Below are 14,751 nucleotides of genomic sequence, written 5' to 3' on the forward strand. Positions count from 1 at the left end.
GTGACTTATAGCAAGGCATACCGCATACTAAGCGCACTTTTTAAGGCAAAAAGCCAGCCAATCAACGCCAAGAATAACAATGTTAGATCGCGCCAGTGTCATCGACGAAAATTTTCAAATTGCACTCAAAACCTCTAAATTTCCACAGAAACTCAGCAATATTTCCGCCGCGATAACCCAACTGTCGCCGCGTGAGTTTGTCGAGCTGTTTGAATCACAACTTATCAGCCGCCATTTGGATCTGCGCGCGCGCAAACTCAAAGATCAAGGTATTGGCTTTTATACCATTGGTTCTAGTGGCCACGAAGGCAATGCGGTACTCGGCAAAGTATTTCGCCATACCGATATGGCCTTTTTGCATTACCGTTCTGGCGCTTTAATGGTACAGCGCTCGCGTCATTTGCCAAATATCGATCCGATCCGCGATCAAATCTTATCGCTTGTTGCTGCTAAAGCCGATCCAATCTCCCAAGGTCGACATAAAGTCTTTGGGAGCAAGCAATTATTTGTGCCGCCGCAGACCTCAACCATCGCTTCTCACTTACCCAAGGCAATGGGCGCGGCTTGGTCATTAGGGCGCGCCGAGCGCAATGAATATACTACTGAAATTCCTAGTGATAGCGTGATTTTGTGTAACTTTGGCGATGCCAGTTTTAACCATGCAACCTCACAATCAGCCTTTAACACCGCTCAATATCTTGCTTACAAAGGCGAGCCACTACCACTGGTGTTTATTTGCGAAGATAATGGTATCGGCATCTCGGTTTCCACACCCGATAATTGGATTGAGAATAACGTTAAACATCGCCACTCTATCGAGTATATTCAAGCCAATGGCTTGCACCTACCCGATGCTTATTTAGCAGCGCAAGAAGCCGAAGAAATTGCTCGGGTTGAGCGTCGCCCAGTGTTTTTGCACTTAAAAACCGTGCGCCTGATGGGCCATGCCGGAAATGATACCGAATCTATGTATCACTCGATCGATCATATTGAGCGAACCGAAGCGCAAGACCCTTTATTGCATAGCGCCCGAATCTGCATCGAGTCTGGTTACTTATCGGTAGGCGAAATTTTAGACCTATATGAAAACACTCGAGACAAAGTTGAAGCTACCGCCAAACAGGCGATTGAGTTGCCGAAACTTTCCAGCGCCGAAGAAGTGTGCGCTTCAGTTGCGCCACAGCTTCCCGCTCAAGACACACCGCCTATTGCCAAAATCAATCGGCGTAAAGAATTGTTCGATATTGGCCGTCAGTTTAAGTTTTTAGACAAACCGCGCAGCATGGCACAGCTGATAAACTACTCTTTGACCGACTTGATGGAGCAGTATCAAAACATCATTATGTTTGGCGAAGATGTAGGCAAAAAAGGCGGCGTTTATAGCGTCTCAACAAACCTACAAAAACGTTTTGGCGAAGCACGAGTGTTTGATACCTTGCTTGATGAAACCAGCATTTTAGGCACCGCCATTGGCGCAGCTCATTTGGGTTATTTGCCCGTTCCAGAAATTCAATTTTTAGCTTACACCCACAATGCGGTCGATCAAATTCGTGGCGAAGCTTCTACCCTATCCTATTTTTCCAATAACCAATTTACCAACCCCATGGTCATTCGGATTGCCGGGCTTGCTTACCAAAAAGGCTTTGGCGGTCACTTCCATAACGATAATAGTTTTGGTTTCTTGCGCGAAATCCCAGGTGTTATTGTGGCTTGTCCCTCAAACGGACTGGATGCCGCGAAGATGATACGTGAAGCGGTACGGCTCGCGGACGAACAAAAACGGGTGGTCATTTTCTTAGAGCCGATAGCGCTTTATCATGCCAAAGATTTACATGAAGTCGGAGATAACGGTTGGTTGTGCGAATATCCGCATCCCAGCGAAACTATTGGTTTTGGTGAGTACGGCCTAAAACCAGCCGCCAACAACTCAAAAGAAACTTTAATCATTAGCTACGGCAATGGTAACTACTTATCGCAACAGGCACAAAAAATCCTGTTGGATAAACATAAAATCAATGTATCGGTAATGGATCTACGCTGGTTAGCACCGCTTAATCATCAAGTCATTGCCCAAGAAGCAGCAAAATACAAACAAGTTTTAATTGTCGACGAATGCCGTAAAACAGGCTCAGTTTCCGAAGAGTTGATTACTGGTTTGATTGAACAGCTAGCTAAGCCACCGCAAATCAAGCGAATAACGGGGCACGATACTTTTATCCCCATCGGCACTTCTTGGGAATACGTTCTACCGAGTAAAGAGGATATTATTACTGCGGTTTTAGATTTGAAAAAGTAATTTCTTTTCAGCGCTTAACAAAAAGCCCTCGAAATGAGGGCTTTTTGTTGTTCGTTATTTTGCAACTAATCTAACCAGCCGGATAAATATAGCTTGCTTGAACACCTAGTGGCATACCTGTACCCCAATAAGCCAACAAGAAGATGGTCCAGCCAATCAAGAAGGCAATTGAGAACGGCAGCATCATCGCGACCAAGGTTCCAATACCTGTGTCTTTAACGTATTTCTGGCAGTACACCACCACTAATGGGAAGTATGGCATTAACGGCGTAATAATGTTTGAGCTGGAATCCCCCACCCGGTAAGCCGCTTGGGTTAGGTCAGGCGAAATTCCTAACTGCATTAGCATTGGCACAAAAATGGGCGCTAATAGAGCCCATTTGCCAGACGCCGAGCCCACAAACAAGTTCACAAACGCGGTTAATAGCACAATACCTACAATGGTTACCGAGCTTGGAAATGCCATAGCCTTCAATGCTTGCGCACCTTCGATAGCGAGCAAGGCACCTAAGTTGGATTTTGCAAAAGCTGATACGAACAAGGCACAGAAAAAGGCCATAACGATGTAGTAGGCCATGCCGCCCATGGCTTTGCTCATGGCATCGATCATGTCTTTAGTTTTCTTAAAAGTGCCTACCGTAAAGCCGTAAATCGCGCCCGGGATCCAGAATAGTAAGAAAATCAAAGGCACTATCGATTGCATAATTGGCGCTTTGAAACTGGTCAATTCACCGTTATAGCGCATCGCAGAATCCGCTGGTAGCGAAATATAAGCCAACAATGCTAAACCCGCTAACATCACTGCAGTGGCAATGTAGAAGCCTTTCTTTTCTTTTGAGGTAATTTCATCAAACTTGGGCAAATCGTCGGTATCACCATCAACTGCCGTTTTTTGCAGACGCGGCTCGATAATCTTATCAGTGATATACCAGCCCACAAGAATAATGAAAATACTGGATACGGAAGTGAAGTAATAATTATTCAACGGGTTGACTTCCATGGACGGTTGAATAATCTGAGCGCCGGTCAAGGTGAAACTTTGCAACAAAGGATCAATACCTGAAGGGATAAAGTTAGCGCTAAAGCCACCACTAACCCCTGCAAAAGCCGCCGCGATACCGGCTAATGGATGCCGTCCCATCGAATAGAAAATAACACCCGCCAACGGGATCACTAAAACATAACCCGCGTCAGTTGCCGTGTGGCTGACAATACCGACTAAAATCACTACTGGCGTTAATAAGAACTTAGGGGTTCTTTTTAACATCAGTTTAATACCCGTATTGATATAACCTGAATGTTCAGCGACGCCGACACCTAACATAGCCACTAAAACCACTCCTAGCGGAGCGAAGCTAGTGAAGGTTGTTACCATAGTAGAGAGGAAGTTAGCGAGAGCGTCACCAGCTAACATATTTTTAATTTGAATTGCTTCGCCAGTTCTGGGGTCGATGGCATTAAAAGAAGTGCCCGATAACAGCCAGGACAAGATCCAAACTACTAGCAGCGCAAATAAGAAAATAATCGCTGGATCGGGTAATTTATTGCCGACCCTTTCGATCACATTTAAAAAACGGGCAATAGCGCCCTGTTTGGTTTCTGTGGTTGTTGTCATTATCATCTCCTAAAATCTAACTCGGTTATACTGAATAACCGCTTTGGATTCAAGACTGACCAGCTAAACAAGCGGTAAAAGCCTATAATTCAGCGTTTTTAGCAACCGAGGGCTTAAGTTGGCGTTTATTCTGACGCTTGAGATCTTGGTAGCTAATCAATGTTTTGATAATTACCAATAAAATTAAAATCGGCAAACCACCACCAAATTTTATTGCCACAAAGGCACCCAGTAGCAATACCAGATGCGCAATCACAATTCTTGAGTAGGGCTCCATCATTTGCTTGTCCGGATCTTTAATGCTTTTTTCGGTTAAGGCAAACTGAATACAATCAAATAACCAATAGCCAATCATGGCAATCACAGCCAACTTAACCGCGGGCGTAGTTTCGATCAGCCAATCCATTGCCCAAGGCCACACTAACCAAGGGTCCCCTAAGAAGGGGATCTGGAAAAGACCAAGCAATAAGATGCCGTGAGCGCTGGTGAAAAAACCATAATGAATAACAAAAAACAGTGCCATTGGCAGCTTTCGACCAATGCTACCTTTGCACATCATTAGCTTAATAATATTAAAAGCGCCGATGATGCCATTTTCTAACCAGAACAAGAAAATAACCGTAAAAATATCCCAATCCATCAGCACAACGCCTAATAAAGGAATAAGGTTCATTAGTAGCAGCAAAAGCAATTGCCACCATGCCTGTTGTTCCGAATTAAAACTGCTATCGACTTTTTGTACCGTCATTATTTATTCTTTTGCTACCTTTCTTGCTTCCTTGGTTGCCACTAGTGTTTGCCTAACGGTTAAGCTCGTCTTGATACACCTATAACCGCCAAAAGCAGTATGCTTGAAATATTAGCCGTCGACCCAACTCTAATAACAGTCATACCAATAACCATCTGCCCTATTCAATGACCTACCTATTAATTATTATTGCCATTAGCGCCTTTGCCATTTATTGGATTATTACCAGTTCCAAGCGTAAAGCCAAGCAGCGTAAGAGCATTGCCAGTATTCCTTTTCCAGCGCAATGGCGCAAGATTTTGCGTAAAAATTTACCTTTCTTTTATCAGATGCCAGCGGATCTGCAGTTGCAACTTAAAGACAAGATGCAGATTTTTTTAGCGGAAAAACAATTCGTTGGCCGCCAAGGACAAACGATTAATGATGAGGTTAGAGTCACCATTGCCGCGCAAGCTTGTTTATTGCTGCTTAATCGCAATACCGACTTTTATCCTTTTTTAAAAACCATTGTGGTCTACCCTGCAGCTTTTATTACTCAGCACGAGCAATACGATGCCAGCGGTATCAAGACCCAAGATGCTAGAGTATTATTGGGCGAATCTTGGACTCGCGGCCAAGTGATCTTATCCTGGCGTGATTCAGCTTCTGGCGGTGCCGACTTTGAAGACGGTCATAATCTAGTGATTCATGAATTTGCTCATCAATTGGATGGAGAGTCCGGAGTCACCAATGGCGCGCCGCCGTTAAATAAAGACCAATCCTACCAAGAGTGGTCACAAGTGCTCTCCTCAGAGTTTGCCGAACTGCAAAAGCGGGCGCGTACTGGTGAAGCTAGCTTTTTAGATAAATATGGCGCTACTAATCCTGCTGAGTTTTTTGCCGTCACTTCTGAGGTGTTTTTCGAAAAACCTAAAGAATTGAAGCAGATACACCCAGATTTATACCGCCAATTGGCAGAATACTACCGCGTCAATCCGGTTGATTGGAAACTCTAAAGGCCGCTTCGGTTGAGCTAAAGTCGAGTAGATTGTTGGAAAAACTTGATCTTGTTTAAATTTTAGAACATATTGCGACAATCTATTTTGTTGCTAAATATCGATGCCATTGTCCGAAAAGTTTCCCATTCCAGCTTATAGCGTGGCTAATCCCAACGCTAACACCCCATGCCTAATAACCTGCGAGCACGCCAGTAACTTTATACCAGCGGCTTATCAGCAGTTGGGACTAAGTCCCGACTTATTGGATGAGCACATTGCTTGGGATCGCGGTGCCGGAAAATTAACTGAATATTTAGCAGAAAAACTCAATTGCACAGCGGTTTTATGCCAATATTCGCGTTTGCTTATCGACTGTAACCGCCCTTTGAATGTGCCTTCGAGTATTCTAGAAATTAGCGAACATCATCCCATCCCAGGCAATCAAGCCCTTAGTAGAGAAGAAAAAGAACTTAGAGCCGAGCATATTTTTACGCCCTTTCATCGCACCATTGAAACGCAAATCAACCGTCTTAAGAGTCAATTTTCGCAATTCCCAATGATCGGCGTCCACAGTTTTAGCCCTAACTTTCATGGTCAGCCTAGACCTTGGAAGTTCAGCGTCATGTGGAAACACAAAACCCCGTTTGTTAAAGGCATTATCGATTACTTCCAGCGACATGAGCAAGCTCAGTGGGTTGGCTTTAACGAACCCTACTCGGCTAAGGAAATAGCCGCTCACACCACCGAATATCATGCAGATCGCAACCAATTACCGAATTTAATATTTGAAGTTCGACAAGATTTGTTAGAAAGTGATAAGGACATTCAGTATTGGGGCGAACAAATTTACCAAGCGCTAGCCGCAGTAGAGGCCGCTTATACGTAAGAACGCTCCAAACTGTTCTGCGAAAAGCATTAGAAGAAGGATTTAAAGGGGAAGATAATGCAAAAAGAACCCAGTTTTAGCGTTGGCGTAGAAGAAGAGTATTGGCTAGTCGATAGAGCCAGCGGCGACTTGATTGAGAAACAGCCTGCCGATTTGATGGATAAGATGCGTGCCGCCTTAGGCGAACAGGTAACTAAAGAATTTCACGGCTCGCAAATCGAAATAGGCACTAAAATTTGCCATAGCTCTGCGGAAATTCGTCACGAATTAAATTCGCTAAGAACCACCATCGCCAAAATAGCCAAAGAATATGATTTGACCATTATGGCCGCCTCGACTCATCCAAGCGCGGAATGGGATCAGCAAATCCACTCAGAAGGCGAACATTACGAATCTCTAGTAGAAGATTTTAAACTGGTGATTTTGCGCCTTTTGATCTGTGGCATGCATGTTCATATCGGTATTGAAGACAAAGATCTGCGCATCGAGTTGATGAACCAGATGACCTACTTCTTACCACACCTGTTAGCCTTAAGTACCTCTTCACCCTTTTGGCGAGGCAAAAATATGGGGCTTAATTGTTATCGTTTAAGTCTTTTCGATAATTTACCACGCAGCGGAACCCCAGAACGCTTTGGCAGTTTCGCCGAGTACGAGCGGCTAATGGAAGTTTTACTGGAGTCAGGTTCGATTGATAACCCCGCTAAGATTTGGTGGGATTTGCGCCCTTCAACCAAATGGCCAACGGTCGAGATGCGGGTAACCGACATTTGCACCAGCGTCGACGATGCGGTTTGTATCGCCAGCATTACCCGTTGTTTGTTCCGTGCTTTATATCGCTTACGCTGCGAAAACCAATCTTGGCGTAAATATCCTAATACCCTTATCAACCAAAACCGCTGGATGGCGCAAAGACATGGCATCAACGAAGGCCTTATCGACTTTGGGCAGAGCCGAATTCGCCATTTCAACGAGTTGGCTTATGAGTTGCTCGACTTTGTGCAGGCTGATATGGAGTATTTTGATTGCCAAGCAGAAATTGAGTATGTGTTTAAAATCATTGAACGCGGTACCAGCTCTGATCGCCAAGTGGCCATCTACAAAGCTGCTTTGGAAAAAGGCAAATCTAACGAAGGCGCCTTGTTGGAAGTGAAAAAGTTCTTGATGCAAGAAACTTTAACTTTTAGCTAGAAAATTTTTTAGCCGAATGACTTTTAACCGGACAACTGCTGCCAAGTGATTTTAGCAACTATTCTGATTTAAAAGCTGAGTCGCGAGTGGCTTTAAGCCTTGAAGAAATCTCGGTTAATCGTAAAAATTGCTGAAAATGTAGCGGTAGCACACCGCTACCTTCGGCAAATTGGAATACGTACATAATGGTAGACATGGCTAGTCCTACCTTGATATTGCCATCGCCAACCGCCTCGACCACCGAAAAAATAATCAAGCCGACCATACCAAACCAGACCAAACCAAAGACGATGGTTTCTAGATCGGAAAGTCGAATATTCCAAGCCATAAGCTGTTTCATATAGCCACGGATAGAGCTTTTTGAACGCTGCTCTATCGCTTCAACTTGAGCTTCGAACACATCATTGTATTGATGATTCAGCTGTTTGGTGCGCTTGCCGGTTAAACCAAAGACGATAAACATAAACACCAGAATAGCCAAACAGCCAAGAAATATATCGTAATCCAAGCTGTAAAGGATAATGACCGTTCCAACCAAGCCGATTAAATTGAAAATCAACTCTGGAAATGAGTTTTCAAAAAATTCCACCAGCTCTTTTAACATGGTAATTCTAGCGTTTAAACGCGAAGTGGAAGACTCTTTATCAACTTCTGCCGTTTCTGAACTCAGGTCAACATAAATACTGGAGTAAACCCGAGTATCATAAAAGCGCCTTAAAGAGCCTGAGGTCAATACCGTTACCCCAACTAGCGTTAGCTGCCATAATCCGCTATAAGAGTCTGCCAACAAGTCGTCAATGGCAAAACCAATAACTAAAGGCAGCAATAGCATCGCAACCGCTTCTATGCCAACCAAAGCCATGGTCAAGCTGATACGCCACTTATAGCGCTTATAAATTGAAAATAGCGTCATATCCATTCCGCCAGCTTTAAGAAAATCTACACGTACTGACCCGCGCAATACCCCGAAGCCCAAGCCCATTGGAAATTAAAACCACCCAAATGACCAGTCACATCTAACACCTCACCAATAAAGTATAGCCCTTTCACTTTCTTGGCTTCAAAGGTTTTTGAAGATATTTCGTTGGTATCAACGCCGCCCATGGTGACTTCAGCTGTTCGATAGCCTTCCGTTCCCGTGGGTTTTAGTTGCCAACTTTGTAACTTGTTGGCTACTAGTAGCAAATCCGCATGGGAAATATCTGCCATGGGTTTGTGCGCCAGCTCGGCAAACCACAGCTCACTTAAACGCTCTGCGAGATTTTTAGTCAGTTGCTCAGCCAACAAATTCACTAGATGACTTTTCGGTTTTTCCATTTGCCATTGTTTTAACTGTTCAAATAAATCCACATCAGGAAAAAGATCTATTTCAACAAGATCGCCGGGTTGCCAATAAGAAGATATTTGCAATATCGCAGGGCCTGATAAACCTCGATGGGTAAATAAAATATTTTCGCGAAACGCTTGACCATTGCAAGTGACTCGCACATCAGCGGAAACACCCGATAAGCCTGTAAACTCTTCCAGCATCTTGGGGTTTAAAGTAAATGGCACCAGCGCCGACCAAGTTGGATACAAGCTTAAGCCAAATTGCTTAGCCATATCATAACCAAAGCCGGTTGCACCCATGGTTGGAATTGACAAGCCGCCAGTGGCAATAACCAAAGATTGGCACTGCCATTTGCCTTGATTGGTGGAAACCACAAAGCCACTCTCGACTTTTTTGACCGACTCCACCGAACATTTGATCCGAACTTCGGCATCTTTTTCATCACACTCGGCCAGTAACATATTGACAATATCCTTAGCCTTATTATCGCAAAAGAGCTGTCCCAATTTTTTTTCATGGAAAGGAATGGCATGCTTTTCGACCAAGGCGATAAAGTCCCATTGGGTATAACGACTTAAAGCGGATTTGCAGAAATGTTGGTTATGAGAAAGATAGTTCGCAGGTTCTGTATAGTAATTCGTGAAATTACAGCGGCCACCGCCAGACATCAGGATCTTCTTGCCCACCTTGTTAGCATGATCAATCACTAGCGTCGAGCGACCACGGCTCGCTGCGCTAATTCCGCACATCAAACCCGCCGCACCGGCACCAATTACTAAGACATCAATGGATTGCAAAAAAGACCTTAATACTTAATTTGTTGAATAACGCCGATTATATAGCCTTGAATAACGAACACCAGCAAAAGTACGTTGCTGTGAATAAACAAAAACTTAAGGATTGGTAGGTTTAATTCAAGTTAACCTAGATTAAGAGCGGTCAATCTCAAAAATAACAACAAAGTCGCCGCATGAGTATTTTTTTCTTATAAATTAGAGTGTTACAATCAAACTTACATATTACTATCTTAGTTGATTAAAAGTAATGATAATTCCTGAAGAAAACTATATGGGAAAAGGTGTAGAGAAAGTAGTGTATAGACATCCTCATGATGAGAATATCTGCATTAAGTTTCCCAATAAAGAAAAGCCCAGGGCATTAAGCCATATCCAAAGAGAAGTTTATTATTTGGAAAAACACCAACAACAATTATTATGGCTAGCCCCTTACTTGGGAAAAGTTAAGTGCAACTTGGGGGATGGCTATATGTATCAAATAGTGAGAAATGAAGATGGATCTTTGTCAAATTGCATTAGCGATCGCGATATAGAAAACCACTTAGAATCCATTAAAGAAAAGATTGCTTTAATGTATTCACAATTGATAGAGCAACATGCCGTCGTAAATGACCTAAACTTAGGTAATTTTTTTTTCAGAAAGAAGAAAGACGATTTTGATCTTATTCTTATAGACGGTTTCGGTAACAATAACTTTATAAAAATAGCAGATTACTCTAAATACTTTCTTATCAAAAAGCTAAATAGAAAATTTAACAAGCTATGTACAAAACTGAATATTGCTTCTGATTTTCTTATTTAGAAATGAGGAATTAAGTCATCTTAAGATACAGGGAGAGAATATGAAAATTATAGTCGTTGGAGCTACTGGAGTTTTAGGACAAGCGGTAGCCGCATCTTTAAGGGCGGATCATGAAATTATTGAAGTTGGCTTAAGCAACGGTGCTGTTAACGTTGACATTACAGAGCTAGAATCAATCCATAACATGTATGAAAAAATTGGGCCATTTGACTCTCTGATATCAACTACAGGCGTAGTACATTTTGGCCCACTTGAAGAGATGACGCAGGAACAATGGCAGTTAGGGCTTAACAACAAACTGATGGGGCAAATTAATCTTGTCACAGAGGGGCTTAAATATATTCGTGATAATGGTTCATTTACGTTAACTTCGGGTATTATCAGCAAAGACCCGATTCGCTTTGGCTCTGCTGCAGCTCTTGTAAACCGTGCGCTTGAAGGGTTTGTTACTTGTGCAGCATTAGAAATGCCTCGAGGTGTTCGGATAAATGCAGTGAGCCCTACAATACTGGAAGAATCCGCTGAAACATTTGGTCCCTATTTTATGGGGTTTGATCCAATACCAGCATCAACCGCTGCTCTAGGTTTCGTAAAAAGCGTTGAAGGTCTTAGAAACGGTGAAATTTTTGAAATAAGGGGCGCTATTTAAATATATTCTCAAATTAATAGTCACTCTTACAATAATCTAAAATGGTTTCCCTCGTTTAGAACTAATGAATTTAGTGAATGTATAAATTTATAAACTCCACTCTCTTTCTCTATATCTTCACCGTGATCGTTTGGGGTAGCACTTGGTTTAGTATCGAGTATCAGCTTGGGGTCGTGCCGCACGAGTATTCCAGTTTTTATCGTTTTGCGTTGGCGAGTTTATTGTTATTCGTTTATTGCTTTTATAAAAAACTCCAGCTTAATTTTAGCCTAAAAGATCATTTATGGATGCTTTTGTTGGGCTTAACTTTGTTCTGTTTAAATTACCTAATGGTCTATGAAGCGCAGGAATATTTAACTTCAGCCATGGCTTCAGTGATTTTCTCCTCGGTATTAATGGTTAATATCTTTAACTCTTGGTTATTGTTTAAAACTCCCATCAGCAAAGAAGTGATAATTGGCGCAGTGATAGGCCTTATCGGCATATTGATGATTTTCTGGAAAGATCTTGGCGACTTTAGTTTTGAAAATACCATGCTCTATGGTCTAGTCATTTCCTTTGTTGGCGTTTTGGCCGCATCGATTGGCAATATGGTGTCGGTGCAAACCCAAAAATATCAACTGCCAGTGATCCAGATGAACGCTTTTGCGATGGGTTATGGCGCTTTGTTGAGTTTATTTATTGGTTTAGTGCAAGGTAAACCCGTGATTTATGATCTCGCACCCGCTTACAGTATCAGCATGCTTTATTTATCTTTGTTCGGCTCGGTATTAGCTTTTGGCGCTTATCTTACTTTATTGCGACGCATTGGTATTCACAAAGCCACTTACGTAGTGGTACTGTTTCCAGCAGTAGCTTTGCTGATCTCGACTTTATTTGAAGATTTTGTTTGGACTTGGCCTATCGCCATTGGCATTGTACTGATAGCTGTAGGCAATTTATTTGTGCTAAATCGAAAGGATCTAGCGAAATCCACTCATTAGATTAGCTTAATAATGCGGCGGTAATTCATCGGCGGGGTTAAAAGGCTTATCGGGCATCTGGCTTTGCATATCCTGCAATTTTTCGCCAATCGCTAAAAATTTTTCTTCCATCTTACGAATAATCGCATCTTGTTTAGTGATGACCTGATTGAGCTGTTCTATCGCATCATCTTGAAACGCAATTTTGGTTTCTAAACTTTCTATTTGCAACTGTAGCTGGGTTAGTTCACTGGTTAACACATTCATAGAGCCGCACTGCTATTTTACACTAAGTACGGCTATTATAATCAAAAGCATCTGATTATGCTTCTTCAAGTTTCAACATTCGAGTTCCGAAAAAGAAGCTAACTATGCCAACGGTAAGCAAGATAGCAACCGGTGTCATCATTTCTGGATAACTGAAATCGCGCCAGATAGCTCCTTCAAACGCCAAAATAGACCATTTCACAGGGCTAATATGGCTTATGGATTGCATCCAACTAGGCATCACAAACAATGGGATCATGGCACCGCCAATCATGCCCATAATCACCAAGAAAGCATTGGTCAGCCCCGCCACCGAACGCTCGGTTCGAGCTAGCGAAGCGAAAAACATCATCACGCCAACAAAACACGAGCCCACCGCAAGTACAGCCAAGATCAGCTTAGGTAAATTAAAGTCTACTTTTAAAATAAAATAGGCAATGGAAAATAGTAACGTCACCACAAAGGTTTGTGCCACGAAGCAACCTAAAGCCTTGCCCGCCAAAATTTGTGTTCTCGAAATTGGCGCGATCGCCAATCGATTGACAGTGCCAAGTGTTTTTTCCTGCACTAAACTTACGGCAAAACCAATCACGCAACCCATAATCGCCCAAATCACTCCTTGTGGAATGGTAATGGCAAAAGCATTCTGCGGGCCATTTTTTTGCACACTAATATCTTCTTGAGTGACTTTTAGCGGAATCATCGGGTTGTCGCCCCCTTCCCCACCGAAGCTAAAACCGCTGCCTTGCTCGCCATTAGCTTTTTGCTCTGCCAATTCTTTTTCCGTTAGCTCCTTCATCTTTGGTAAATAACTACTCGGTAACGATTTCCATTCCTGCGGCATATCGTCGCTTTGTTGAATACTGGCAATTGAATCATCAAATTGCTTGATCATTTCTTGACCATCGCCAAAAGCTTTTTCAAAACGACTAACCCCAATATTCATCAGCGATCCTTGCAAATAGCCTGCTTCAGCCTTCCGCGCTGGATCAATTCCAACTAAAATTTCAGGAGCGCTACCGCTGAACAAACCCGCGTAATTTTCACCAAAGCCTTGCGGTAAAATAATAAAAGCAACTTTTTTGCCCTTTCGCACTGACTCACGCGCCGCCGCTTCTGCCAATAGTTCCACACGAAATTCGTCCGCATCCTTTAACTCTTGCACAAATGCTGCAGAGTTTTCAGATTGATCCAAATCAGCAACCGCAATTTTCATACCCTTGCTAGTCGTTCCGCTACCGGAAAAAATTGAACCAAAGAAAAACGCAAAAATCAGTGGAAAAACAAAGGTGAAAAACACCGCCATCTTATCTTTAAACAATAACTTAATGTCTTTTTTCATTAAGGCAACAATCGGTTTTAACATTTTATGCTCCTTAATCTCTTAATTGGCGGCCAGTTAAATTTAAAAATACCCGCTCTAAATCGGGGCGCCTTAACTTTATATCTTCAACCTCACTGGCTTGTTGTAAGATTTTGATGATATCCTTGGCTGGCTCTGAAGATTCAAAGCTCTGCTCGCCTTGATCGGTTTGTACCCTAAGCTGACTTTGTCCGCCAAATTGATCAACCAAAGCATCCACCGTATCTAATGCCATCAGTTTTCCTTGGTCAATAATCGCTACTCGATCGCAAAGTTTTTCTGCTTCTTCCATATAGTGAGTAGTATAAACAATGGTTTTACCAATATTTTTTAGTGCTAACACACTATCGAATAATTTATTGCGCGACTGGGGATCCACTCCTGCGGTAGGCTCATCCATAAAAATATAGTCGGGGTCATGCAATAGAGAAGCTGCTAAGTTTAAACGCCGTTTCATACCACCAGAAAAATCCTTCACGGCATCTTTGGCCCGATCTTGCAAACCCACAAACTCCAAGCACCAATCAATCCGTGAACTCTTAGCCTTATCGTCCATACTGTATAAATCAGCAAAAAAATTCAGATTATCCAAAGCAGTAAGCTCTTCATAAAGCGCTATGGACTGGGGTATTAAGCCAATTTTTTGCCGCGCCTTGATACTATTCGGGGCTAGAGATTCGAGTTCAACTTTGCCACTATCAGGCTTTATCAAGCCGCACATAATGGCTATAGAGGTGCTCTTACCGGCACCGTTAGGTCCTAAAAGACCAAAAACCTCACCGGAACTGATGTTTAAAGACAAGTTTTTTACCGCCTCGATCTGCTCGAAACGCTTATTAATGGATTCTAATGTGATCATAACTGCCCT

14 protein-coding genes are annotated in these 14,751 nt (G+C 42.7%); 7 read left to right on the plus strand and 7 right to left on the minus strand.

Going from position 1 to position 14,751, the window contains the following annotated elements:
* Positions 1–79: 79 nt before the first annotated feature.
* A complete protein-coding gene (locus NFS34_RS00280; protein WP_251357836.1) occupies positions 80–2,296 on the plus strand; it encodes a thiamine pyrophosphate-dependent enzyme in 2,217 nt (738 codons plus the stop codon).
* A 70-nt stretch (positions 2,297–2,366) separates the two neighbouring features.
* Here NFS34_RS00280 and NFS34_RS00285 read toward each other — a convergent pair whose 3' ends face one another.
* Together NFS34_RS00285 and NFS34_RS00290 are read right to left on the minus strand one after the other, a co-directional pair.
* Complete coding sequence (locus NFS34_RS00285; RefSeq protein WP_251357837.1) at positions 2,367–3,911, minus strand: AbgT family transporter; 1,545 nt, start codon at positions 3,909–3,911, stop codon at positions 2,367–2,369.
* An 82-nt stretch (positions 3,912–3,993) separates the two neighbouring features.
* Complete coding sequence (locus NFS34_RS00290; RefSeq protein ID WP_251357838.1) at positions 3,994–4,659, minus strand: DUF6498-containing protein; 666 nt, start codon at positions 4,657–4,659, stop codon at positions 3,994–3,996.
* A gap of 167 nt (positions 4,660–4,826) precedes the next feature.
* On the opposite strand from NFS34_RS00290, the gene NFS34_RS00295 reads away from it, so the two are divergent.
* The 3 genes from NFS34_RS00295 (at position 4,827) to NFS34_RS00305 (ending at position 7,713) form a co-directional block, all read left to right on the plus strand.
* Complete coding sequence (locus NFS34_RS00295; RefSeq protein WP_251357839.1) at positions 4,827–5,654, plus strand: zinc-dependent peptidase; 828 nt, start codon at positions 4,827–4,829, stop codon at positions 5,652–5,654.
* 103 nt (positions 5,655–5,757) lie between these two features.
* Complete coding sequence (locus NFS34_RS00300; RefSeq protein ID WP_251357840.1) at positions 5,758–6,522, plus strand: N-formylglutamate amidohydrolase; 765 nt, start codon at positions 5,758–5,760, stop codon at positions 6,520–6,522.
* A gap of 57 nt (positions 6,523–6,579) precedes the next feature.
* Positions 6,580–7,713, plus strand: coding sequence for a carboxylate-amine ligase (locus tag NFS34_RS00305; protein WP_251357841.1), 1,134 nt, complete (start codon positions 6,580–6,582; stop codon positions 7,711–7,713).
* Positions 7,714–7,771: 58 nt separating this feature from the next.
* On the opposite strand, the gene NFS34_RS00310 is transcribed toward NFS34_RS00305, so the two are convergent.
* A complete protein-coding gene (locus tag NFS34_RS00310) occupies positions 7,772–8,626 on the minus strand; it encodes an ABC transporter six-transmembrane domain-containing protein (protein WP_251357842.1) in 855 nt (284 codons plus the stop codon).
* A 26-nt stretch (positions 8,627–8,652) separates the two neighbouring features.
* The gene (locus tag NFS34_RS00315; RefSeq protein WP_251357843.1) at positions 8,653–9,840 is read right to left on the minus strand and encodes an NAD(P)/FAD-dependent oxidoreductase; all 1,188 of its coding nucleotides are present in this window, start codon (positions 9,838–9,840) and stop codon (positions 8,653–8,655) included.
* Between the two features lie 247 nt (positions 9,841–10,087).
* On the opposite strand from NFS34_RS00315, the gene NFS34_RS00320 reads away from it, so the two are divergent.
* The 3 genes from NFS34_RS00320 (at position 10,088) to NFS34_RS00330 (ending at position 12,274) form a co-directional block, all read left to right on the plus strand.
* Complete coding sequence (locus NFS34_RS00320; RefSeq protein WP_251357844.1) at positions 10,088–10,642, plus strand: YrbL family protein; 555 nt, start codon at positions 10,088–10,090, stop codon at positions 10,640–10,642.
* A gap of 40 nt (positions 10,643–10,682) precedes the next feature.
* On the plus strand, positions 10,683–11,291 hold the full coding sequence (locus tag NFS34_RS00325; RefSeq protein WP_251357845.1) for a short chain dehydrogenase: 609 nt from the start codon (positions 10,683–10,685) through the stop codon (positions 11,289–11,291).
* 77 nt (positions 11,292–11,368) lie between these two features.
* On the plus strand, positions 11,369–12,274 hold the full coding sequence (locus NFS34_RS00330; protein ID WP_251357846.1) for a DMT family transporter: 906 nt from the start codon (positions 11,369–11,371) through the stop codon (positions 12,272–12,274).
* Between the two features lie 6 nt (positions 12,275–12,280).
* Here the strand turns inward: NFS34_RS00330 and NFS34_RS00335 are convergent, their stop codons facing one another.
* The 3 genes from NFS34_RS00335 to NFS34_RS00345 are packed head-to-tail and all read right to left on the minus strand — an operon-like array spanning position 12,281 to position 14,742.
* Positions 12,281–12,520, minus strand: a complete 240-nt coding sequence (locus NFS34_RS00335) for a SlyX family protein (protein WP_251357847.1) — start codon at positions 12,518–12,520, stop codon at positions 12,281–12,283.
* A gap of 55 nt (positions 12,521–12,575) precedes the next feature.
* A complete protein-coding gene (locus NFS34_RS00340) occupies positions 12,576–13,886 on the minus strand; it encodes an ABC transporter permease (protein WP_251357848.1) in 1,311 nt (436 codons plus the stop codon).
* Between the two features lie 10 nt (positions 13,887–13,896).
* A complete protein-coding gene (locus tag NFS34_RS00345) occupies positions 13,897–14,742 on the minus strand; it encodes an ABC transporter ATP-binding protein (RefSeq protein ID WP_251357849.1) in 846 nt (281 codons plus the stop codon).
* Between the last annotated feature and the right edge of the window lie 9 nt (positions 14,743–14,751).

The sequence above is a fragment of the Kangiella sp. TOML190 genome (assembly GCF_023706045.1).
Taxonomy (GTDB): Bacteria; Pseudomonadota; Gammaproteobacteria; order Enterobacterales; family Kangiellaceae; genus Kangiella.